The organism is Pedobacter sp. Leaf176 (assembly GCF_001424305.1).
In the GTDB taxonomy this organism is placed as follows: domain Bacteria; phylum Bacteroidota; class Bacteroidia; order Sphingobacteriales; family Sphingobacteriaceae; genus Pedobacter.
This window is the reverse complement of sequence record NZ_LMPD01000008.1, coordinates 77,351-100,023: the sequence shown is the minus strand read 5'-3', so window position 1 is coordinate 100,023 and position 22,673 is coordinate 77,351. Positions and strand designations below refer to the sequence as shown.

Below are 22,673 nucleotides of genomic sequence, written 5' to 3'. Positions count from 1 at the left end.
TATTGTATTTCGTTTGTTGATTGTTAAAATGTAATCTGTTTCCCTAAATAATAGTCAATTACCTTGGCTCTGAAAATTAAATCATACTTAGCTAAAATAAAATCTATCTCAGCCTTATTTCGATTTGTCTGGGCTGTACTGTAATCTAACGAATTTACAAGGCCCACGTTGTAGCGCTGGTCTATTACATAAAATGCATCTTTTTGGGCTTGGAATGCGTTTTGCGTAGACGAATAGCGACTCTTAGCTGCATTTAAATCCGCAACCGCCTGATTGATAACTTTAATGAGATTATTTTTGGCTAATGCTTCATCCGTTTTACGCTGTTGCAAAGAAATTTTTGCCCTCCTAACATTCGATCGTGTTGAAAAGCCATTAAAGATAGGAATTTGGATGCCCATGCTTATAAATTGACCAAAGTTATCAGTTAACTGACTACCAAATGGGGAGTTAGGACGGAACTGACTGGCATTAAACTGATAGTAGTAGGCAGAACCTAAGCCACCACCGAAACTTATTTGCGGAAAGTAACTGCCTCTGGCAACATCAACAGCTTTTTCTGCTGCTTTGCTATAATTAAATGCTAATTTGATGTCTGGAAATGTTTCCATCGCCTGCTTGTAAATATCGCTGGGCACATAGGCTGTTTTAACATTATCAATTTCACTTACCATTGGGGGCTGAACTTTAAAAGTCATTGGGGGCTGAATTTCCATTAACTGGCCTAATGTTAGGTAAGCAATGGTAAGTTGATTTTGTGCATCGGTCAAATTCAGCTCAGCTGTGGCTGCCTGAGATTTAGCCTGAGAAATGTCTGCCAACGTTTTATTACCCACGTCAAGTAATGCCTGCTCGCGCTTCAAAGTTGAATTAGCCACTTCCAGTTGTTGTTCTGTCGCCTTTACCTGATCCTGATTGTTAAGCACTTGAAGGTAAGCTGTTACCACCTGCAATATCAAATCATTTTTTACCTTATCAACATTCGTCTTACTTGCATCCAATAAAAATTTATTCTGTCTGATTTGATTAATTTTTGTCCCTCCACCGAATAACGTAACGTTCGTATTTAAGTTTGGGTTTAGATTGTAGTTTTGTGTATTTTCAAATAAACCAGAAACCTGTTGACTTCTTCCCCACTGCATGGATTGGTTAACACTTCCGCTTAATGTAGGGAGTAATGCATTTTTAGACTGCCGTAGGTCTTCCTCACTAATGGCCGCACTGAAAGCGGCCTGTTTAATATTGAGGTTGTTTTTTAAAGTATTTTCAACGGCTTGCTCAATGGTAATCACTTCCTGGGCTTTAGCGAATTGATTCAAGCTTAGAGCAAATAAAAGTACAGATACGGTAAGTAAGCTATTCCTGGTAAACATTTTCATAATTTGTTTCAAATCTATATAAACAACTTTAATAATTTCAATCTGTCCGGGCAATTACTAACTTTGATGTAATGTACCTGGTTAAATCGCCGCTCCTGCTCAAATGGTATTATTCCAAATTGATTTGGAATAAATCCCGCACCGAAAAAGTTATTTATTTAACCTTTGACGATGGACCTATACCCAATGTTACAGATTTTGTTTTAAAAACCTTAAAAGCCTTTAATGCAAAAGCAACTTTCTTTTGTATCGGCGATAATATTAACAAGCATCCTGACGTTTTCGAACGCATAAAAAATGATGGCCATGCCATCGGGAACCATACTTTTAACCACCTTAAAGGCTGGATTACCGAAGACGAACCCTATCTTCAGAATTTCTTAAAATGCCAGGCATTTACTCAAACCAATCTTTTTCGCCCGCCATATGGAAGAATAAAAAAATCTCAAATTTCAAAATTGGTTAGCGGTTACAGGTTATGGGTTGAAGGTATAAATGCCCAATTTTACAACCCTCGACATTTAACCCCCGGCACACAACTACAAATTGTAATGTGGGACGTTTTGAGCGGCGATTTCGACGTCGATCTTTCACCTGAAAAATGCTTTCAAAATGTGATAAAACATACAGAAAATGGATCAATCATCGTCTTCCACGATAGCTTAAAAGCCTTTGATCGCCTGCAATATGCGTTACCAAAGGTACTGGACCATTTTTCGAAACAGGGTTATCAATTTTCATCGATTTATCATCAACTAAAGTAATGCCAATAGCAAAATTCAAAACAAGCAACTCATTAACAAGCATTTACTTATTTAAATTCCGCACAGGCGTTCAAAAACGAACACAAGAGTTCGGAAATGGACATTCTTTTTGTAAAATTATTTAGAACAATACTAAATAATACAATGATCTTAGTATGACCTATAACGTGCATTTTTTTTGTAAATTCGCAGGAATATAATAGAAGTATTACCCTTTTAAACAATAAATCGATGGCTTTTGATATAGACATGATTAAAAAGGTATATGCAAACTTCGGTAGCCGCGTTGATGCGGCCCGCAAAATAGTTGGCAGACCTTTAACATTATCAGAAAAGATATTATATGCACACCTTTGGGACGGCAATCCTAAAAAAGCATTTTCACGGGGAACTGATTACGTAGATTTCGCACCAGATCGCGTAGCTATGCAGGATGCAACTGCTCAAATGGCCCTTTTACAATTTATGCAAGCTGGTCGTCCTCAGGTTGCAGTTCCTTCAACGGTTCACTGCGATCACCTGATCACAGCCAAAGAAGGTGCAGCAATAGATTTACCTCATGCGCGGACTGAAAGTGCTGAAGTTTTTGATTTCCTATCATCAGTTTCCAATAAATACGGTATCGGTTTCTGGAAACCAGGTGCAGGTATCATTCACCAGGTAGTATTAGAAAACTATGCATTCCCTGGCGGGATGATGATTGGAACTGATTCCCATACGGTTAATGCCGGCGGTTTGGGTATGGTTGCTATCGGTGTTGGTGGTGCCGATGCTTGTGATGTAATGGCCGGATTACCCTGGGAGCTTAAATTCCCTAAATTAATTGGTGTGAAGTTGACCGGCAAATTAAACGGCTGGACTGCTGCCAAAGATGTTATCCTTAAAGTCGCAGGCATTTTAACCGTAAAAGGTGGTACAGGTGCTATTGTGGAATATTTCGGTGAGGGTGCCACATCTATGAGTTGTACCGGTAAAGGCACAATTTGCAACATGGGTGCAGAAATTGGTGCAACAACATCTACTTTCGGTTATGACGAGAGTATGGAGCGCTATTTACGTTCAACCAACAGAAATGATGTAGCTGATGAGGCTAATAAAATTGCTTCTTACTTAACCGGTGATGCTGAAGTTTATGCGGATCCAGAAAACTATTTTGATCAGGTAATTGAAATTGATTTAAATACTTTAGAACCTTATTTGAACGGACCTTTTACACCTGACTTAGCAACTCCGGTTTCTCAGATGAAAATTGAGGCAGAGAAAAACGGCTGGCCAATGAAAGTGGAATGGGGTTTAATCGGCTCCTGCACCAACTCTTCATACGAAGATTTATCCAGAGCTGCATCTATTGCCAAGCAAGCCATTTCTAAAGGTTTGGTTACCAAAGCAGAATTTGGCATAAACCCTGGATCTGAACAAGTGCGTTACACAGCAGATCGGGATGGATATTTGAAAACTTTCGAAGACTTAGATGCAACAATCTTCACCAACGCTTGCGGACCATGTATTGGAATGTGGGACAGAACCGGTGCGGAGAAAGCAGAAAAGAATACGATTGTACACTCGTTTAACAGAAATTTCGCTAAACGTGCAGATGGTAATCCAAACACCTTTGCTTTCGTAGCATCACCTGAAATGGTTGCTGCAATTGCCATTGCTGGAGATCTTGGTTTCAATCCACTAACAGATACCTTAACTAACGATAAAGGTGAGCAGATTAAATTAGATCCACCAACTGGTGATGAACTACCAACAAGAGGTTTTGCTGTTGAAGATGCGGGTTATCAGGCGCCTGCAGAAGATGGTTCTAAGGTAGAAGTTTTGGTTTCTCCAACGTCTCACCGTTTGCAATTATTAGATCCGTTTACCGCTTGGGAGGGTACTGACTTGAAAGGTTTGAAACTTTTAATCAAAGCTAAAGGCAAGTGTACAACAGATCATATATCCATGGCCGGACCTTGGTTAAAATTCCGTGGTCACCTGGATAATATTTCTAACAATATGTTAATTGGAGCAGTAAACTACTTCAACGACAAAACTGACAATGTTAAAAACGAACTAACCGGCGAATACGGTCCGGTCCCTGCTACTCAGCGTGATTATAAGGCCACTGGTTTCGGATCAATTGTAATCGGCGATGAAAACTACGGTGAAGGTTCATCTCGCGAACACGCAGCTATGGAGCCGCGTCACCTGGGTGTTCGTGCTGTATTGGTAAAGTCCTTTGCCCGTATTCATGAAACCAACCTGAAAAAACAAGGTATGTTAGGTCTAACTTTCGCTGATAAAGATGATTATGATAAAATTCTGGAAGGTGACACCGTAGATATTCTTGGTTTAACAGAGTTTGCTCCAAATAAACCATTAACATTAGTATTACATCACTTAGATGGAACTGAGGAATCTTTCCCGGTAAACCACAGTTACAACGAACAACAAATTGAGTGGTTTAAAGCAGGCGGTGCACTAAATATTATTAGAGCTGAAGCCGCTGCCAAAGCCGCGCTTTGAGGATAAAAGAGCAAGGAATAAAGAACAAAGACAGACTATATAATTGTGATCTTTGTCCTTCGATTTTTATTTCTTAATCCAAGAAATCCCATTTTGATTAATTTCATAATGGGATTTTTTTTAAACTAAATTGTTACCTATTCACCAGCTCATAAACTTTTTGCATGAAATTGGCTTCTTCCATTTTTTCGAAAAATTCACGCCATTCATATCTTGTAAATACTAAACTGATATCCGGCAAAGGCGTAGAAAGAATTACAACTTCCTTGCCATCTGGTCTGCTTTCTAAATAATTGTCAAATTCCAGTGTTTTAGTTGCATGATAAAAGGCCTTGAATTGCTCAAATGAAAAGTTCATAAGAACGCCCGCTCTCCAAATATTCAAAACACGGCAATTGCAACACTGTGCAATTGTTAGATTTTCATTCTGGGCTAAAACCAAAGTTTTACACATAGGCTAACGATTCGAATTTAATTGCGCCTGATTTACCCACATCATCAATGTGGGTAGTCAGGACTTATTAATCAACAAAAACTAACCAAAAGATGATGTTGAATATCTTCAAGAACAGTTCAAATATACATTATTTAGATTAAGTCTAAATAAAAATTATTAATTTTTTTTAATTAATAGCTTTGCTAGAGATGCGCACTTGTTTACGAATATAAAATGAGGTGGTTTCTTCTCTGCATGGTACTGGATCGTAAGTAAAAATGGCCAATCCGAAGCAATGATGTAATTATTTAATTAAATCTATTCGATTTCCTAGAAGCAACTAATTTTATTAATTCTCAGCAGATTGGAGTTAATATGTAAATAAACTTATTAAAGCATACGCTTATGTCAGGTCTTATTTGCCTAAAAAAGAACTTTTCAATCTAAATGCTCAAGATTATGACTTCAAAAATGCCTGCCACCAATAACCCGAATCCTTAATTGTTCGTTCCTGAGTTTTGAAATCATTATAAACAAGTCCAAATCGAGCAGTAAAGCCTTCAGCCCATTCAAAATTATCCATCAAAGTCCAGGCCATGTAACCAGTAATTGGCATACCTTCATTTTTTGCTTTCAGCAGCGCAGCGAGGTAAAGTTTGAAATATTCTATACGGTCAACATCATGAACATGTCCATCAATCAATTTATCAGGATAGGCGGCCCCGTTTTCAGTTATGATGATGTTTTTAATATTTGGGTAAGAGGAGAACTGTTTTATAATGTTATAAAAGCCATCCGCATTTATCTCCCACCCCATTGCTGTGTGCGGCTTTTTTCTACTTTTCGCTTTAACCTCCCATGCTTGTATTACAGGAATAAATGCGTTGTACTTAACCGTTAATGGAAAATAGTTTTGTAAACCAATAAAATCAAAATCGAACTTATAACGCTCAGTATGCCGCCAAGTACCGTATTCAATTTGAAATTTCTCCAACACTTCCCAATTTTCTGAAGGAAAACCCAGACCGAGTGTTGGCTCTATAAAAAGTCGGTTCATTAAACAATCTACCCGCTTAGACACGAGAATATCATTATCGCTTTGAGTATAGGGAAGTATTTCCGAGCAGGAAAAAGTTGTTCCGATAGTCGGGTTGCTTATTTCTGCCCGTAGAATTTTTCCACCTTCAGCTTGCGCCAAAGCAGTATGATGGGCTGCAGAAAAGAAATTACCTAAGCCTGTTTTGCCCGGCGCGTGCAGGCCCAGCATATAACCAAGTGAGGTAAAACCAAAAGGTTCATTGATAACCATCCAGTGCTTAACCTTATCGCCATATGCTTTTGCACATATATGGACAAAATCGTTAAAAGCCCTATTGATGCTAAAGCTCGTCCAACCACCTTTTTCTTCCAATTGCTGTGGCAAATCCCAATGGTATAAAGTTACGTATGGCGTAATTCCCTGTTCGAGACACTCATCAATAACATTGTGGTAAAAACGAATACCTTCCGGATTAATCGTTCCTTCTCCAAAAGGTAAAATTCTCGACCAGGCTATTGAAAATCTGAATATTCTAAAACCAAGTAATTTAACCATCGCTATATCTTCTCTAAAACGATGATAGAAATCGCAGGCTACATTTGGTTTATGGCCTTTTTTTATCTTGCCTACTTTATGGGAAAATGCATCCCAGATAGATGGTCCTTTGCCATAGTAATCAGATGTGCCTTCTATTTGTGCCGCAGCAGTTGCAACACCCCACAGAAAGTGCTTACCAAAATCAGACGCTTTTATCATTTAAATTGGGTTACATGAAGATGCAGCTTTAATATTAATAAATCGTTAATTCGTAAATCATCATAAAATTAAATTTTTTTATAGATTTACGTTATGCGCTTTCTGTTCATTTTTGTAATATTAAATACATTCTACACCAATGTCCGGGCCAACATTGCTACACCATCAAATGATGAAATCGCCGGCGCTATAAACCTTGCAAATACCACCGCTTTTTGTACGAGCGATGCCTTTTACGATAATTTTGAAGCGACCACAACTTCTACTTACGGTAAGCCAATGGGCTGGCCGGCAACTGGTAAAGATGTTTGGTTTAAGTTTACTGCAACGAAATACGATGTAAACGTTTCAATCACAGGAAAAGTAGATCCCAACAACAGCAATACAATGATCGATCCTTTGGTTGCGCTATACACGTTTGAAACCAACACAACGGGAATTATCGAGATGATTGGATCCTCTTTTAGCTCGAATAATGTAACCTCACTTTATAAAGGTGCACTAACATTAGGGCAAGTTTATTACATTCGGGTAAGCGCAGGAAATGATAATACCGGTCGATTTAAGCTATGTTTAGATAATTATTTTCCACCTATAAAGCCAGGACAGGATTGTGGCACCGTATCAATTTTGTGTTCGAAGGAGACCTTTACGCAACTTAATGTAAGCGGTGCTGGAAATAACAATCAAGAATCTGCAGGAACTTGCCTGGGTAGAGAATCTAACTCCGCCTGGTATATGTTTAAGGCGTCAAAAGCAGGTAGCTTTACATTTACAATTACGCCGACTGTTATTACGAACGATATAGACTGGGTATTTTACGATTTGGGTATCAACGGCGATTGCAGTAAAATTAGCGCTGCAACAGCAATTAGATGTGCTGCAGGCAGTGGGGTAACTTGTACGCCAAGCTATTACAAAACGGGGTTAAGCATGACAGAGACAGACCTGACAGAAGCTTCCGGCTGTCCATCCGGACAAAATGGTTTTGTTAAATATGCAGATTTAATTGAAGGCCATACCTATGCAATACTTATAGATAACTTTTCGAGTGGAAATAATGGCTTTACGATAGAATTTGACGGAACGGCTGATCTGGCAGGGCCAAGCGCTAAAATCCAACTTGAAAAATTAAACGCCTGCACCGATAACCAGGCTTATAAATTTGAAGGTATCGCAAGCAACTATGCCCAGCTTAGGTGGTCTTTCGGTGAAGGAGCGAATATTTCCAATGCTGACACGAAAGGACCATTTACGATAACCTATAGTACACCAGGAGAAAAAGTGGTTGTACTGGAAGCCGTAGCTAGCAATGGCTGTAGTGTGATAACCACAGAAACGTTTATTGTTGCGAAAACACCAGACAAGCCAACTATAATCGCATCGGACTTGACCTTGTGTCAGGGTGACGTATTGCAGCTCTCTACACCATTCTTAAACTTAGCAATTTACCATTGGTCAGGTCCGAACGGATTCACCTCCCAGCTGCAAAACCCATCAATCTTAGCCACTGGGGCAGAGACTGCAGGCCTTTATAAACTCTTCATACAAATTGGCGATTGCATTAGTCAAGAAAACGAAATACAAATTCTTTCTGTTGACCTAAAACCAGAAGCAAATTTTTCTATTATTACTAACAATGAATGCGAACCTAGTCAGAGTTTTACCTTCGTTAACTCTTCACAGAATTACAAGAAAATAACCTGGGATTTCGGTAGTGGCGTAAGTAGCCTTAATGATCTAACCAACGACGGAAAGATAATTACTTATTCAACACCTGGCTTGAAAACGATTACTTTAATTATTGAGACCGACAACGGTTGTATTGCAAAAAAAGAGATGGATTTATTGGTGGAAGTGAAGCCGGAAATACCTGTAATATCTGTTAATCAAACATTATTTTGTTTAAATGATGTATTAAAATTATCTGTACCTTTTAAAGACAACATCAGTTATCGCTGGAGCGGACCAAATAATTTTACGGCGAATACAAATGCCGTTGAAATTCCGATAACAAGTCTCGATCAGGCGGGGATGTACAGCGTTATACTAACTTCAGGAAAATGCAACGCCTTACCTGCAATAATTAATATTCCACCAATCGCAAAAATACCTGTTGCAAACTTTCTTACAGCGCCTGCGTTAAATGGTAAATTTTCTGTTCCCGCACGAATTGCTTTTATTAACAAATCTACAAATGCCGATTTTTATCAATGGGATTTTGGAGACGGTTTTACATCGGATGAAATTAATCCATCACATAATTATACAATAGATGGCCTATTCAAGATAAAACTAACGGCTTATTCAAAAAATGGCTGTTTTACTTCCTTCACTTTGGGCGATTTATTAATTAATAAAGAAGCATCCTTGTTTATTCCCAAGGCATTCTCTCCGAATGGCGACAGTACGAATGATGAATTAATAATTAACATTACCAATTTGAAAAAATACCAAATCCAGGTATTTAACAGATATGGCACTATTGTTTTTACTACAGAGAACATTAATGATAATTGGAAAGGAAACTTCAGAGGAAACGACCTACCGGTCGGCGTTTACTATTATATAATAACCGGAACCACACTTGATAATCAAAACATTAAACACTCTGGTAGCGTTACGTTATTACGTTAATCTAAGCTTAAACCAATCTCTTTTAATAAAAGTGCCGCATTAAATGTAGAACACGGACCTTTCTTTAATTTATAATCAAATACCATTTCCCCATTTCTTATAGATATATCAAAATGAAAATTACGCAATAAAGTTGTGTATTCTAATTGCATATCGGCTAGTTGTAAATCATGTGTAGCAAATAACGCAGCTCTTTTTAAGCCTAGCAGTTTTTCAATAAAAACTTTTGAACCTAAATATTTATCGCGGCTGTTTGTACCCCTCAACATTTCATCGATGAGTACAAAAGTATTTTCGTTTTGAATTACATTAGTTAAAATCATTTTTAAGCGATTTAATTCTGCTTTGAATGTAGATGTGTTTTCATTCAACGAATCCTTAATACGCATATAGGTATTTAGCGAAAAAACAGAAAGTTTCATCTCCCCTGCACAAACCGGAGCGCCGGAATAAGCTAAAACCATGTTGATCCCTACGGTTCGAAGGAAAGTACTCTTACCGGCCATATTCGAACCCGTAACAATATCTACGGTAGGTCTGTTTTCTAAACTGAAATTATTTGCAATACGCGATGACTCCTTAATTAAAGGATGTCCCAAAGCAATTGCAGATAGCGTAAAAGAACTTTCAATTTGAGGTACAGTCCACTGAGGCGCGTTATAACCCAGTGTTGAAAGCGAAATTATTTCTTCAAATTGGCCAAGATTATTTAAGGATGAAATCACATTTTTTGATGAAGTTTGTAACCATTTCTCCAATTGAATACAGCATCTGAAATCCCATAGAAACAACGCATTCAACAAGCTTCCTATCATTAAATTTAAACGTGAATCGAAATTTTGGATAACGTTGGATAGGCTTTTTATTTCTTCACTCACGGTTGAATCCATCTGAATAAAATCTAAAATATATTTGCTGCTCCACTGCTGTTTTTCTGTCCATTGAATGGCTTTTGAGTATTCATTCAATAAACCAGAACTGCCGCTAAAACTGTAGAACACCAGATCTATTTTTTTGCTGAAAAATGAATTCCAGCCAATATGAGCAAAAAAGAAGAAGACGAAAAACTTCCAGAAAACACCTCCGAAAAATAGTCCGCCTAGGATCAGAAATAAACTTATAAAAGGGACTAAAGTAACGTAGAATCTAAAGAAAGAACTCCTAGTAAATGAAAGTTGTGCGGCTAGTTTAGTGGACAAATGATCTTTTATAAGCTCTATTTTTGACGTTTCATGACCTAATAGGTTAGCACGAAACTCATATGTCTTGTCTGTGAGATCTGACATTTCTTTTATTGCCTTTTGGCGAAGCACAATCTCGTCGATAGATTTTAAATCAGCGAAGCTCGCTGCCAGCATCTCATTGCCAGTTTTTGTACTGCAACGATTGGTCAAAGCGAATAAAGATGAGTTCCCGAAGATATCAAGGTCTGAGCTGTAAGGGTGTGACTGTGATTCGAAACGTTTTCCATTGTCGTATCCGTTTTCCAGATCATTCAAAATATTCAGTTCATTCTGATATACCCATAGGAGTTTTTTTTCGAAACTTAGCTTTCTATCAAGCTTACTTTGTTGGCGAACGATGAATATAAACCCTATTATTGGAATTGCCAATAAAATTTGAATCAATGTTCTCCAACCATTGTTATCGGAGTTTAATAGCAAAATAAAGAATAAAACTTCCAACAAAAACAAACCAATGCGAACCAAAGAAAGCTGATCGATGAATGTCTTCGTTGCACCGATTTGCTTCGCGACTTCATCAACTTTCCGGCTATATTCGATTTTTACTTGCTCTTGAGTTTTAAACATTAGGTTTACTTTATATTTTTTGTAAAGGTATTAAAGCAGATGATAAATTATTTTTGTTGGTGCATTTTTATCTAAGTTTGTAGCTATAAAGGATAGTAAAGGCAAATAAATGAAGATTACCCTTATCGCCATAGGCAAAACAGAAGATAAGTATTTGATAGAAGGCATTGATAAATACGTTAACCGGCTGAAGCATTATATTAATTTTAGTTTAGCGGCAATTCCTGATGTTAAAAACGTAAAAAACCTCTCGGAAGCCCAGCAGAAAGCAAAGGAGGCAGAATTATTACACAAACAAATTAGCAATGGGGATGTTGTAATTTTATTGGATGAGAAGGGGAAAAAATACAGTTCAGTTGAATTTTCTAACTATCTTAATAAACAAATGGTAGGAAGTATTCAGCATTTGATTTTTATTATAGGTGGTCCTTACGGTTTTGATGAGAGCATTTATAAAAGGGCAAATGGATTAATATCTTTGTCAGACATGACTTTTTCTCATCAAATGATACGTTTGTTCTTTGTTGAACAACTTTACCGTGGTTTTAGTATATTGAAAGGCGAGCCTTACCATCACGCTTAACAGGAACAAAGGTTAAATCAGTTGTGGAAATAACCATTCTTTTTCATCGTTAAATAAAAGATTATGATTTTAGATAAATATAAAAGACAATATAAGTTTAAGAGCAGGCAAGGCGGCGCAGACAAATACCTCTGGGTTAGTATAATTGGTGCATTAGTTATTTGCGCAATTATATATTATTTTTTTTAGCAAGCTTAAAAAAAAAGCACCGATTCTCACCGGTGCTTTTCAAATCTTTTGGAAGCCTAAACTCCTTTTTTACTGGTCATGCTTGCCTTTTTAGCAGGAGCAGAAGTTTTTGTTGTCGCTTTAGCATTTGCTGACGCTTTTGAACCCGTCGCTTTTTGCTTTTTATCGGCAGCGGCTTTCTCTTCAGATAGTTTTACTTCAGCCGGTGTACCTTGCGTATCGGGCGTATCTTCGGTAAACAAAGGTAAATCTTTGATAATATTGTACCAACCGATAATTTTTTTCATATCAGAAGCGTAAACTTTATCTTCATCATGACCTGGTGCTACCTCGTTAAAGTAAGCACGTAAAGTAGCCGTATCCGCTTTACCATCCGGAGTCGTTCCTTTTGCGGAAATTTTAGTAAAAACATCAACTAACTTAATCTCTTCATCTTCTCCATAAACTGTAATGTCTTCAAGCGATGCAAGTTTTGTGTTTGTGATATTAGCCACAACTTTAAGTTTTTGTGCGTCTAAACCTTCCAGGATATAACCTACTTTATTTTGTCCAACCAGTTTAAACAAACCTGGTCTGCCGGAAACGGCAACTATTCCTCTTAAATTCATATTTTTTTGCTTAGAGCGTAGGGCGTAGAGCATAGGATTGACCTCTATGCACCAAGCACTCTGCTATTAATCTTCAATTATTTCAATCCCTGTAATTTTGTCCCCCTGACGGATATCATCAACAAGATCAACATTTTCAACTGCTTTACCAAACACGGTATGATTGCGATCTAAATGCGCCGTATTTGTTCTGCTGTGGCAAATAAAGAATTGAGAACCTCCAGTATTACGACCAGCGTGAGCCATCGATAATACACCACGATCATGATATTGGTTCTCGCCATCCAACTCACAATCGATTTTATAACCCGGCCCACCAGTGCCTGGCATTCCTGTGGCACCGTCTTTTGAATTTGGACAACCAGTTTGAACCATGAAGTTAGGAATTACACGGTGAAAAGTCACACCATCATAAAATCCTTCATTTGCTAATTTTTTAAAGTTTGCAACTGCTTTCGGAGCATCTTGTTCGAAGAACTCAACAGTCATATTACCTTTTTCGGTTTTTATTATTGCTTTACTCATATCAATATGATTTTATAAATCTTTAAAAGTTTCAAATCTTTTAATGAAGCGCAAAAATAACAAAATTACGCTACTTATAACACGTTTAAATTTTTGTAAACAGACTAAATCAGGTATTTTAGTGTTTTAAGTAATTATGGCTATTCAAAAAAAGTATTACTTCCTGGTCTTTTGCTTGTTTTTAAGCATTTATACCAAAGCATCGTCCCTGCTCATATTTATGGATGAAGACCAGAAAAACCATTTGAAGGCTTACGGCATCGCTTATTGGACGATAAGCAAACAGGTTGAAGTTGACTGGCTTTTAAATTATCGTGGTGGAAGCTTTTTAATAAAGTACAATAAAACGATTGAGGACGAACTAAAAATCAGGGGCGTTTCCTATGAGGTTTTAGCTGATGGAAAAGTAGTAAATCTATTAAATGAAATAAGCGATCCTTCGGTAAACATGGAAATGGTAAAGCTTGAAAAAACGCCAAAAATTGCTGTTTATTCACCGAAGAGCAAACTTCCTTGGGATGATGCAGTCACACTAGTTTTAACCTATGCCGAAATCCCTTATGAAGTAATTTACGACGATGATATCCTTCAGGATAAATTGAACAAGTATGACTGGTTGCATTTACATCATGAAGACTTTACGGGCCAATATGGTCGTTTTTACGCTTCGTTTCGTTATGCAAACTGGTACCAAGAAGATGTAAAGAGCCAAGAGGCGTTAGCCAAACGCATGGGCTATAAAAAAGTTTCGGAAATGAAATTGGCTGTGGCTAAACACATGAAAGAATATTGTGCCGGTGGTGGTTTTATGTTCGCTATGTGTTCTGGAACGGATAGCTTTGATATTGCACTTGCTGCGGAAGGGATTGACATTTGCGCTTCCATGTTTGACGGTGATGGAGCAGATCCGAATGCACAGTCTAAACTCGACTTTAGCAAAACCCTCGCTTTTCAGAGTTTTAAACTGGACACCAACCCGATGAATTATGAATTTTCAGATATTGACGTAACAAACGGCCGGAACCTTAACCAAACAAATGATTACTTTACTTTATTCGACTTTTCAGCGAAATGGGATTTGGTACCGACTATGCTTACCCAAAACCATGATAAGGTTATTAAAGGCTTTATGGGCCAAACTACTGCTTTTAAAAAAAACCTTGTAAAAACCAGTGTAACTGTTTTGGGTGAAAATAAAGGTGCTGCAGAGGTTAGATACTTACACGGTGAAATTGGCAAAGGCCAATTCACTTTTTATGGAGGCCACGATCCGGAAGATTACCAACACGCGGTTGGCGACCCGCCAACCGACTTAAACCTCCATCCAAATTCTTCGGGTTATAGGTTAATATTAAATAATGTTCTGTTCCCGGCCGCTAAAAAGAAACCTCAAAAAACGTAAAACTATATTTTCGGTCTTGATAATTTTGACCAGAATTAGTTCGTAAATTTTCATTATCCTTTAATCTATACAAATAGAAAGGTTATTAAACCTTTTGTATCTACTTGTTTTTATACTGAAAAACACTTTTAAAGTCTACTGTAAACCAGCTATTTATATAGCTAAATGTAACTTAAATAATACTTTGGCACAGCTTTTGGAAAGATGCACATAATTAACAATATGAGTTCATCTCATTAATTTTTAACAAGATTTTTAGAAAGAAAAATATTATGAAAAAGTTACTATTAAGTGCATCGGTTATTTTATTAGCAACAGGTGCTTTTGCACAATCAACAATGAGTGGTAGTACAGCCAGATTTGGATTAAAAGCCGGCGTCAACTTGTCTAGCTACAGCGGAACGGGGGCATTAGATCGCGATTACAAAAGTAATGTTGGGTACAATGTTACAGCCTTCGGGGATTTTGGTGTCGGAAATAATTTCTTCATTCAACCAGGTGTTTCGTTACAAAACAAGGGTGCAAAATTAGAAAGCACGGGTACTGTAGCGGGTACAACAGCAACAGGTACATTTAAGCAAGATGTAATGGCCATTGAAGTGCCTGTTAATGCAGTTGTTAGAATCCCTACGGGAGATGCAGGAGCATTCCAGATTAGCGCAGGCCCGTATGTTGGCTTCAATATATCTGGCAAAAATAAATATACAGGAACATATACTAATGGTGCTGTAGCAGGTTCTTCATTTACTGACAGAGATATAGAATTCGGTAGCACAACCAGTGATGATTTAAGCAGCATCGATTTTGGTGCAAATTTTGGCTTAGCTTATCGTTTAAACAGCGGTATTTCAATAGGTGCTAATTATGGCTTAGGATTATCTAACCTTGTACCTAAAGATTCAAGAACCAACGACGACAAATTAAGAAATCGTGTTATCGGTTTCTCAATTGGTTATTCTTTGTAAGAATACCAAAACTGAGCATAAAAAAGCGTTCCGATTGACATCGGAACGCTTTTTTTATTCAAGCTTTAGTCGTAAAAGTTCCAGGTTAGCCCAAACTTCAATAAAGCATCGGGCATAGGATAACGGTTTACAGTATAATAGCCGTTGGAAAGTAATCCCTGGTTCAGGTAATCATACTTAACAAAAATATTCGCCCGTTTTAAATTTGCCTTAAGGAAAAAATCAACAACAGGCGTTGATTTTAATATTGTTTCGTCTCCTACATAAAATTGAGATGTGGCCGGCGAGTAGGAATAATTAGCATAAGACGTATTGTATCTAACATCGAAGCCTATATTTGTCTTTAAAACTTTAAAGAAAGTAATATCGACATAAACACTATTATAAGTATAAAAATCAGGTGTTCTTAATATGGATTGATTATCCGTTTTTTGATATGCCAGGTAGTTTTCAACCGCAAACTTACCAAACCGCCATTTTTTGGATATATCCAAACGTATTAGATTAATATCAGAAGTTTCTTGTAATGGTTTTATATTGATATCATTAATACCCTTTATTGTGGTGCCAAAATATAAATAGTTACTTGTAAGAAAATATTTAGCTCCGGCCTGTAAACCCAGCTTGTCATTAAAATAGTCTAAAGAAAGATTCGCCACTTTAACATTTTTCAGATCATTGTTAATCCAGCTGTAATGATTTCCGTTGTAAAAACTAAAAATTTCTGATGGGGATTGGTTTTGAAGGTAAGCACCTAATTCAATTCTTCCAATAGTTTTCCCCAAAGCAATTCTGCTTTTTGCCTCGTATAAAAAATCTCCGGCATTCCTCCCCTGGAAAATCTGCTGCACATTTAAATTAAAATCGATGTTATCATTGAAACGATAGCCCAATGCACCTAATAAACTCAGGTTTTGAAACCCAAAAGATCTATCTCCATAGGTTGTACCTGTGGTTCTTATTCCTAAGGAACGGTACTGATAATAATCATGTCTAATGCCGGCATCCAGCTTCAACTCATTTCTAATAACCGAGGATTTTTTTGGCCTTAAGAAGAAACTGTATAAAAATTCATTTTTGACATGCTGAACATGAGTAGAATCGTTTGTAAAAGTAACGTCCAATGAGCCGTCGTCTTTGGTTAATGCCCGTGGAATTACCGTATTGTCATCTGACTCGTTTTTTGTAAAATCATAACTATCATTATCATATTCAATGGTGTAAGTTATTTTATTTGTAGGCACAACTGAACCATTTACAGTAGAAGAGCTGTCTATATGGCCTACATAATAAGTTTGTTTTAAGAATAAAGTATTTTTACGGTATAAATTTCTGGCAGATGACAAACGAACGGCTTCAGCATCGCGTGAAATTTTACTGTAGTCGGCGTCAAATATGTTGTTAGCGGCAACAGCGCCATTTTCGTAGGCCCGTAACGTATTAAAAATCACAGATGCCCACATGTTGTACCGCTTACCTGGCGATTGGTACCAACTGAATAGTGCAATATTTAGATTATCGCCACGCTGCCGACTGTAAAAGCCGCGTGAATCCATTCTATTGAAGTTGAAACCCGCATTCCAATTTTTCTTGATATTTTGGCTATGTATGCCCCTGAAAAGTTGCTCCTTTTGCCCGGCACTAATTAAATATAAGCTGGTAAAAGGCGCTCTTGCCTGATAATAAATAATGTCTTCCGGAGTTAACGCGTAATAATCCAAAGAATGATATCCAGCATCAAATCCAATTCGCTTTGTCGGCTCATATAATAGAGGCCTTGCCACCTGCCCCATACTACCTGTAGTTATAGCGGGGTGTTTCGGCTGAACTAGAGGGCTGTAATTTTGAATATTTGTGGTGGATGTATCTAAAGGTAAAAGGACGATACTGTCCTTACTTAAGGATAGCTTTGTAAAACGGATGAACTTTGCATTGTAAACAACAGAATCTTTTCCGCCTTCTTCTTTTTTTCTTAAAGAATCTAATTCTTTATTTGTACCCACAGTGGTTTTTAAATCCTGTGCAAGAACATTGCCTCCGCCGATTAATACCAGAATTGCCAAACAAAACAGAATAGCTTTATACATTTATAACTCAGCGATTAGTGCAGTTAAAATTTCAGTCATTTTAGGCTCTGCTTTTGCGGCGACTTCTAAAATTTCATTCAAGTTAAAGGGTTGTAGGTCTTCGGGAAAACCTTCATCTGTTAACACGGAAATGGCAAAAACAGGTAAGCCTGCATGATTAGCTACAATTACTTCAGGTACAGTGCTCATTCCAACTGCATCTGCTCCAATTAGCCTGAGGTATTTGTATTCGGCTTTTGTCTCCAAATTAGGGCCGGAAACAGCCACGTAAACGCCCTTATGACATGTTACATCTACACCTTTCGCAATTTCCAGGGCTTTAGAAATAATTGTCTTTTTATATGGCTGGCTCATATCGGGAAACCGTGGGCCTAATTCACTCTCGATTAAACCACGTAATGGATTATCAGGCTGAAGATTAATATGATCTTCAATAACCATTAAATCACCCTTTTTAAATTCAGGATTTAAAGAGCCTGCAGCATTTGACACAATTAAATTCTCAATACCCAATCCTTTCATTACACGGACTGGAAAAGTAATCTGCTGCATCGTATACCCTTCATAATAATGCAAACGGCCCTGCATTGCTATAATTTTCTTTCCGTTTAAAGTTCCAAAAATTAATTTGCCGCTATGAAACTCTAATGTTGATATCGGGAAATTTGGAATATTTGAGTACATCAATTGATGTTCAACATTAATTTCCTTAACTAAGCCACCTAAGCCGGTGCCTAAAATAATACCTATTTCTGGTTTAAAGTTTTCCGTTTTGCGTTTTATATACTCAACGGTTTCTTCTATTGCTCTTAACATAGTTTAAAATAAGTTCATCAAAGGTAATCTTATCTTCTTCAAATAAATCGACCTCAATGGGTAAAAAATATACTGGTAAATTTACCAGTAAATCTTTAAATCCCGCAGCTTTTAAACGTTTGCTATCCTTTTCTGTTGTGATGATGATTTTTTCTTTTTTTGTCCCTGCATCAAATGATGATAAAAACTTCTTAATGTCATCGATTTTGAAAGCGTAGTGATCCGGAAATTCCTCGTGTTTGATTGTTTTCGAATATTTCTCCAGCTCTTCAATAAGCGGTGCGGGATTGGCAATTCCTGTTAACAAAAAGATTTCGTAATCTTTTATCGAATCCAGCGAACGGCTGTCATCATGGTACAAATGCCTCAGTTCGCCATATTTTAAATAGGAATGAAGTACTTTTTGATTTTCATTTGGTTGTAATTCGTTAATTGATGCCTGTTGCGCCACATGCAACAATGGAACCGGAGATTTAGTAACCAGCAAAACATCGGCACGTTTTCTTGATGAAAACACATCTCTTAAATTTCCTGCAGGAAGTAAGAATTGTAATGTCCCTAACTTCCTGAACTCGAAAAGTAAGATATTTAAACCGGCACGCACAGCCCGATGTTGATATGCATCATCCAGAATAATTAAGTCATGGTTTTCTTTTAGGTTTTCTATTCCCTTTATTCTGTCCTCGCAAACAGCAACCGTTATATCTTCAAATTTGTGATAATATTGTAAAGGTTCGTCGCCTATTGTTTCGGCTGTAGCGTTACCATCTGCGATAATGAAGCCTTTCGTTTTACGACCATAGCCCCTGCTCAGAACGGCAATTTTGTTATTCGTAAGTAATCGGATCAAATATTCTGTTGTTGGCGTTTTTCCGGATCCACCAACTGCCAGATTCCCTACGCATATTATGGGCAAATCAAATTTAACCGATGACATGATGCCCCAATCATAAAGTTTTTTTCGCAATGTAATCGCTAAACCATAAATAAGCGAAAATGGAAGCAGTAAAAGGCGTAAATAATTTAATAACATATCGTCGTGTTTCAAAAATACTGATTATTAAGATAAAGCAGGCATCACAAAATCGGATGCTTACTAAAATGAACCCTTAACTTTTGGAAAGGTTTTGCCAGAATTCTTAGAAATCCAATAATATATCCCATAAAAGACTGAACGTTAACTTTTGTACCGCCTTAAGTTTTATAATTATTCATAGTACAGAACAAAGGCTGATTTAAAATGTTAACTTGTAAGATGCTTACACTTTTATGAAGTTGGAATCAGAAGTTCTAATTGTTGGTGGTGGCTTGGCGGGTTTGACTGCGGCTATTCACCTAAAACAATTTGGTTTAAATGTAATTTTAATTGAGAAACAAAGTTATCCGCATCACAAAGTTTGCGGGGAATATATTTCTAACGAGGTTTTGCCCTACCTGGACTCGCTTAACCTTAACCTGACGGGTTTATCGCCTACACTGATAACAAACCTACAATTCACATCCCGTTCGCAAAAATCTTTTACCACAAAACTGCCATTAGGAGGTTGGGGCTTGAGCCGGTTCGTTCTTGATAATTTTTTATACCAAGCTGCGCTTAACCGTGGCATTACCATTTTACAGGATACAGTTACTAATATAATTTATTCGGATAATCAGTTTATTATCGAAACATCCGCAGGAATAAGCCTTAAGTCAAATCATGTTATCGGTGCCTATGGCAAACGGGCATCGATTGACGTAAAGCTGGAACGTGAGTTTATCAGCAAAAGATCAGGTTATCTGGCTGTAAAGGCACACTATTTTTCAGATTTTCCAGATAACCTTGTGAGCCTGAATAATTTTGAAGGCGGTTACTGCGGCGTTTCCAAAGTTGAAAATAATAAACTAAACGTCTGCTATTTAGCAGATTACGAAAGCTTTAAAAAACATAAAAACATTACAGCCTATCAGGAAAATGTACTCTATAAAAACGCCAATCTTCGAAACATATTAGAGCAGTCAAAGATGATTTTTGATGCCCCTTTAACGATTAGCCAAATATCTTTCGAGGCAAAAGAACCTGTATATAACCATATTTTAATGATCGGAGATACTGCCGGATTAATACACCCGCTTTGTGGTAATGGAATGGCGATGGCTATTCACAGTGCGAAAATCTTATCCGAACTTTTGAATAAATATGCTAAGGGACAAATCTCATCAAGAATTGAGTTAGAAAAAAAATATAGTGCAAGCTGGAAAAGCCTGTTTAGTACACGCTTAAAAGCAGGACAACTCCTAACATCGTTATTAAAAAACAAGGCAATGGAAAGTTTCGCTATGAACGCCATCAGCAGCATGCCTTTTATTTTGAATAAATTAATTAAATATACCCATGGACAACCGATTCCAATTTCGTGATTATGGCGATAAATACAAAGTTTAGAAGCAATGCGCCGGAACTTATGGATGATTTTCAGATGGAAGGTGAGATTTTAAGAGATGCATTAGATAAAATCGCACGCATTAATCAATTGTTAGGCGGCAATAAGGTTACCATTAGTGGAATTAAAATCTTAATTCAGGGCAAACCAAAAGATGAACCAATACGTATTACAGATATTGGTTGCGGCAATGGAGATATGCTGAGGGCCCTGGCCGATTATGCAGAAGAAAAAAACTTGAATTTTATTTTAAAAGGAATAGATGCCAACAATTTCACAATAAAACACGCTGAAAATTTGTCTAAGAATTACAACAATATTTCTTACGAATGTCGTGATATTTTTGACAGTTCAATAGAGGAGCAAGCGTGTGATATTTTTATTTGCACCCTGACTTTACACCATTTTAAGGACGAGGATATTATTCGCATTCTCGAAAAATTTAAACAATCGGCAAAATTGGGTATTGTTATTAATGACTTGCACAGAAGCGCCTTAGCTTACTATCTTTTCAAGGCTCTGTGTTTCCTTTTCGCATTAAACGATATGTCGAGAGAAGATGGTCTAGTATCTATTCTGCGGGGATTCAAAAGAGCAGATCTTTTGAACTATAGCAAGCGGTTAAACTTTAAATTCAGTGATATTAAATGGAAATGGGCATTTCGCTACCAATGGATAATTAAAACGATATGAGTGTTAGAATAAAAGCAGTTGGGAAAGCCCTTCCCGAATTTTGGAGTGCGACGGAAGATATTCTGCCTTTTTTAGATGGGTGGTTGAAAAACCAGGACGAGCGATTTATCAGAAAGGTTAAAAAAATTTTCGAGGGTGCTGCTGTAGATAAGCGTTATTCAATAATGTCACCGGGAGAAGTGTTTAGCGATTTAAGTTTTGAAGAAAGAAACACTATTTACATAAAGGAAGGCATAAAATTGGGTAAACAATGTCTTGAAACGGCATTGGGAAAAGCCGGATGGAAAGCTGAAGATCTGGATTTCATCATCACTGTGAGTTGTACGGGGATAATGATTCCATCTTTAGACGCTTACCTGATAAATGAATTGAGGCTTCGCCAGGACATTGTACGTTTACCGGTAACCGAAATGGGTTGTGCTGCAGGGGTTTCGGGAATCATTTATGCAAAAAATTTTCTCAAGGCAAATCCGGGTAAGCGAGCGGCAGTTGTTGCCGTCGAATCGCCTACTGCGACCTTCCAGCTTAATGATTTTTCTATGGCCAACGTGGTGAGCGCAGCCATTTTTGGGGATGGTGCGGCCTGCGTTTTACTTAGTTCAGACGGAGCAGATAAGGGGCCTGAAATTATAGCAGAGGAAATGTATCATTTTTACGATGCAGAAAACATGATGGGATTTAAACTGACCAATTCCGGTTTGCAAATGGTATTGGATGTAGAGGTTCCTGAAACGATTGCTTCGCATTTTCCGGCGATTATACACCCTTTCCTGGCTAAAAATGGTTTGGAAATTGAGGCGATTGACCATCTGATTTTTCATCCAGGCGGAAAAAAAATCATACAGATTGTAGAGGAATTATTTGGCAAACTTGGTAAAAACATAGATGAAACAAAAGAAGTTTTAAGACTTTATGGCAACATGAGCAGTGCGACGGTGTTATACGTACTAGAACGTACCCTGGATACGAAACCGCAGACAGGAGAAAAAGGTTTAATGCTGAGTTTTGGCCCTGGATTTTCCGCACAAAGAATACTTTTACAATGGTAA

The 22,673-nt window shown here is 37.4% G+C and carries 18 protein-coding genes; 9 read left to right on the top strand and 9 right to left on the bottom strand.

What is annotated here, in order from left to right:
* Positions 1-23: 23 nt before the first annotated feature.
* Positions 24-1,379, bottom strand: a complete 1,356-nt coding sequence (locus ASF92_RS20290) for a TolC family protein (protein ID WP_056097667.1) — start codon at positions 1,377-1,379, stop codon at positions 24-26.
* Between the two features lie 71 nt (positions 1,380-1,450).
* Here ASF92_RS20290 and ASF92_RS20285 point away from each other — a divergent pair, with 71 nt between their 5' ends.
* A complete protein-coding gene (locus ASF92_RS20285; protein WP_056097561.1) occupies positions 1,451-2,143 on the top strand; it encodes a polysaccharide deacetylase family protein in 693 nt (230 codons plus the stop codon).
* A gap of 231 nt (positions 2,144-2,374) precedes the next feature.
* The gene (locus ASF92_RS20280; protein ID WP_056097560.1) at positions 2,375-4,654 is read left to right on the top strand and encodes an aconitate hydratase; all 2,280 of its coding nucleotides are present in this window, start codon (positions 2,375-2,377) and stop codon (positions 4,652-4,654) included.
* A gap of 133 nt (positions 4,655-4,787) precedes the next feature.
* Here ASF92_RS20280 and ASF92_RS20275 read toward each other — a convergent pair whose 3' ends face one another.
* Both ASF92_RS20275 and ASF92_RS20270 read right to left on the bottom strand, forming a co-directional pair.
* Positions 4,788-5,108: a hypothetical protein gene (locus ASF92_RS20275; protein WP_197413347.1), complete on the bottom strand. Its 321-nt coding sequence runs from the start codon at positions 5,106-5,108 to the stop codon at positions 4,788-4,790.
* A 439-nt stretch (positions 5,109-5,547) separates the two neighbouring features.
* Positions 5,548-6,885 carry a GH1 family beta-glucosidase gene (locus tag ASF92_RS20270; protein ID WP_056097558.1) on the bottom strand — a complete coding sequence of 446 codons (1,338 nt, stop codon included), beginning with the start codon at positions 6,883-6,885 and terminating at the stop codon, positions 5,548-5,550.
* Between the two features lie 93 nt (positions 6,886-6,978).
* On the opposite strand from ASF92_RS20270, the gene ASF92_RS20265 reads away from it, so the two are divergent.
* The gene (locus ASF92_RS20265; protein ID WP_056097557.1) at positions 6,979-9,522 is read left to right on the top strand and encodes a PKD domain-containing protein; all 2,544 of its coding nucleotides are present in this window, start codon (positions 6,979-6,981) and stop codon (positions 9,520-9,522) included.
* On the opposite strand, the gene ASF92_RS20260 is transcribed toward ASF92_RS20265, so the two are convergent.
* Entirely contained in the window at positions 9,519-11,333 is a 1,815-nt protein-coding gene (locus tag ASF92_RS20260; RefSeq protein WP_056097556.1) for a DNA mismatch repair protein MutS, read from the bottom strand. The genes ASF92_RS20265 and ASF92_RS20260 overlap by 4 nt on opposite strands.
* A 109-nt stretch (positions 11,334-11,442) precedes the next feature.
* On the opposite strand from ASF92_RS20260, the gene rlmH reads away from it, so the two are divergent.
* Positions 11,443-11,916, top strand: a complete 474-nt coding sequence (gene rlmH, locus ASF92_RS20255; protein ID WP_056097555.1) for a 23S rRNA (pseudouridine(1915)-N(3))-methyltransferase RlmH — start codon at positions 11,443-11,445, stop codon at positions 11,914-11,916.
* A 245-nt stretch (positions 11,917-12,161) separates the two neighbouring features.
* Here the strand turns inward: rlmH and ASF92_RS20250 are convergent, their stop codons facing one another.
* Both ASF92_RS20250 and ASF92_RS20245 read right to left on the bottom strand, forming a co-directional pair.
* Positions 12,162-12,713 carry a DUF5606 domain-containing protein gene (locus ASF92_RS20250; protein WP_056097554.1) on the bottom strand — a complete coding sequence of 184 codons (552 nt, stop codon included), beginning with the start codon at positions 12,711-12,713 and terminating at the stop codon, positions 12,162-12,164.
* Between the two features lie 66 nt (positions 12,714-12,779).
* The gene (locus tag ASF92_RS20245) at positions 12,780-13,238 is read right to left on the bottom strand and encodes a peptidylprolyl isomerase (protein WP_056097553.1); all 459 of its coding nucleotides are present in this window, start codon (positions 13,236-13,238) and stop codon (positions 12,780-12,782) included.
* 220 nt (positions 13,239-13,458) lie between these two features.
* Between ASF92_RS20245 and ASF92_RS20240 the strand changes: the two genes are divergently transcribed.
* Both ASF92_RS20240 and ASF92_RS20235 read left to right on the top strand, forming a co-directional pair.
* Positions 13,459-14,640, top strand: coding sequence for an asparagine synthetase B (locus tag ASF92_RS20240; protein WP_082489649.1), 1,182 nt, complete (start codon positions 13,459-13,461; stop codon positions 14,638-14,640).
* 272 nt (positions 14,641-14,912) lie between these two features.
* The gene (locus tag ASF92_RS20235) at positions 14,913-15,605 is read left to right on the top strand and encodes a porin family protein (protein WP_056097551.1); all 693 of its coding nucleotides are present in this window, start codon (positions 14,913-14,915) and stop codon (positions 15,603-15,605) included.
* 65 nt (positions 15,606-15,670) lie between these two features.
* Here ASF92_RS20235 and ASF92_RS20230 read toward each other — a convergent pair whose 3' ends face one another.
* The 3 genes from ASF92_RS20230 to lpxK are packed head-to-tail and all read right to left on the bottom strand — an operon-like array spanning position 15,671 to position 19,556.
* Positions 15,671-17,692 carry a putative porin gene (locus ASF92_RS20230; RefSeq protein ID WP_056097550.1) on the bottom strand — a complete coding sequence of 674 codons (2,022 nt, stop codon included), beginning with the start codon at positions 17,690-17,692 and terminating at the stop codon, positions 15,671-15,673.
* Positions 17,693-18,508 (bottom strand): purine-nucleoside phosphorylase, encoded by an 816-nt coding sequence (locus ASF92_RS20225; protein ID WP_056097549.1) that lies wholly within the window; start codon positions 18,506-18,508, stop codon positions 17,693-17,695. It lies immediately after the preceding gene.
* Complete coding sequence (gene lpxK / locus ASF92_RS20220; protein WP_231729875.1) at positions 18,480-19,556, bottom strand: tetraacyldisaccharide 4'-kinase; 1,077 nt, start codon at positions 19,554-19,556, stop codon at positions 18,480-18,482. Before lpxK ends, ASF92_RS20225 begins: the two co-directional genes overlap by 29 nt.
* Before the next feature lie 221 nt (positions 19,557-19,777).
* Here lpxK and ASF92_RS20215 point away from each other — a divergent pair, with 221 nt between their 5' ends.
* From ASF92_RS20215 to ASF92_RS20205, 3 genes are read left to right on the top strand one after another with little or no spacing between them, the layout of a single operon-like run.
* The gene (locus ASF92_RS20215; RefSeq protein WP_056097547.1) at positions 19,778-20,908 is read left to right on the top strand and encodes an NAD(P)/FAD-dependent oxidoreductase; all 1,131 of its coding nucleotides are present in this window, start codon (positions 19,778-19,780) and stop codon (positions 20,906-20,908) included.
* A 2-nt stretch (positions 20,909-20,910) separates the two neighbouring features.
* Entirely contained in the window at positions 20,911-21,624 is a 714-nt protein-coding gene (locus tag ASF92_RS20210; RefSeq protein WP_056097546.1) for a methyltransferase domain-containing protein, read from the top strand.
* Positions 21,621-22,673 carry a type III polyketide synthase gene (locus ASF92_RS20205; RefSeq protein WP_056097545.1) on the top strand — a complete coding sequence of 351 codons (1,053 nt, stop codon included), beginning with the start codon at positions 21,621-21,623 and terminating at the stop codon, positions 22,671-22,673. The genes ASF92_RS20210 and ASF92_RS20205 overlap by 4 nt, the downstream gene beginning before the upstream one ends.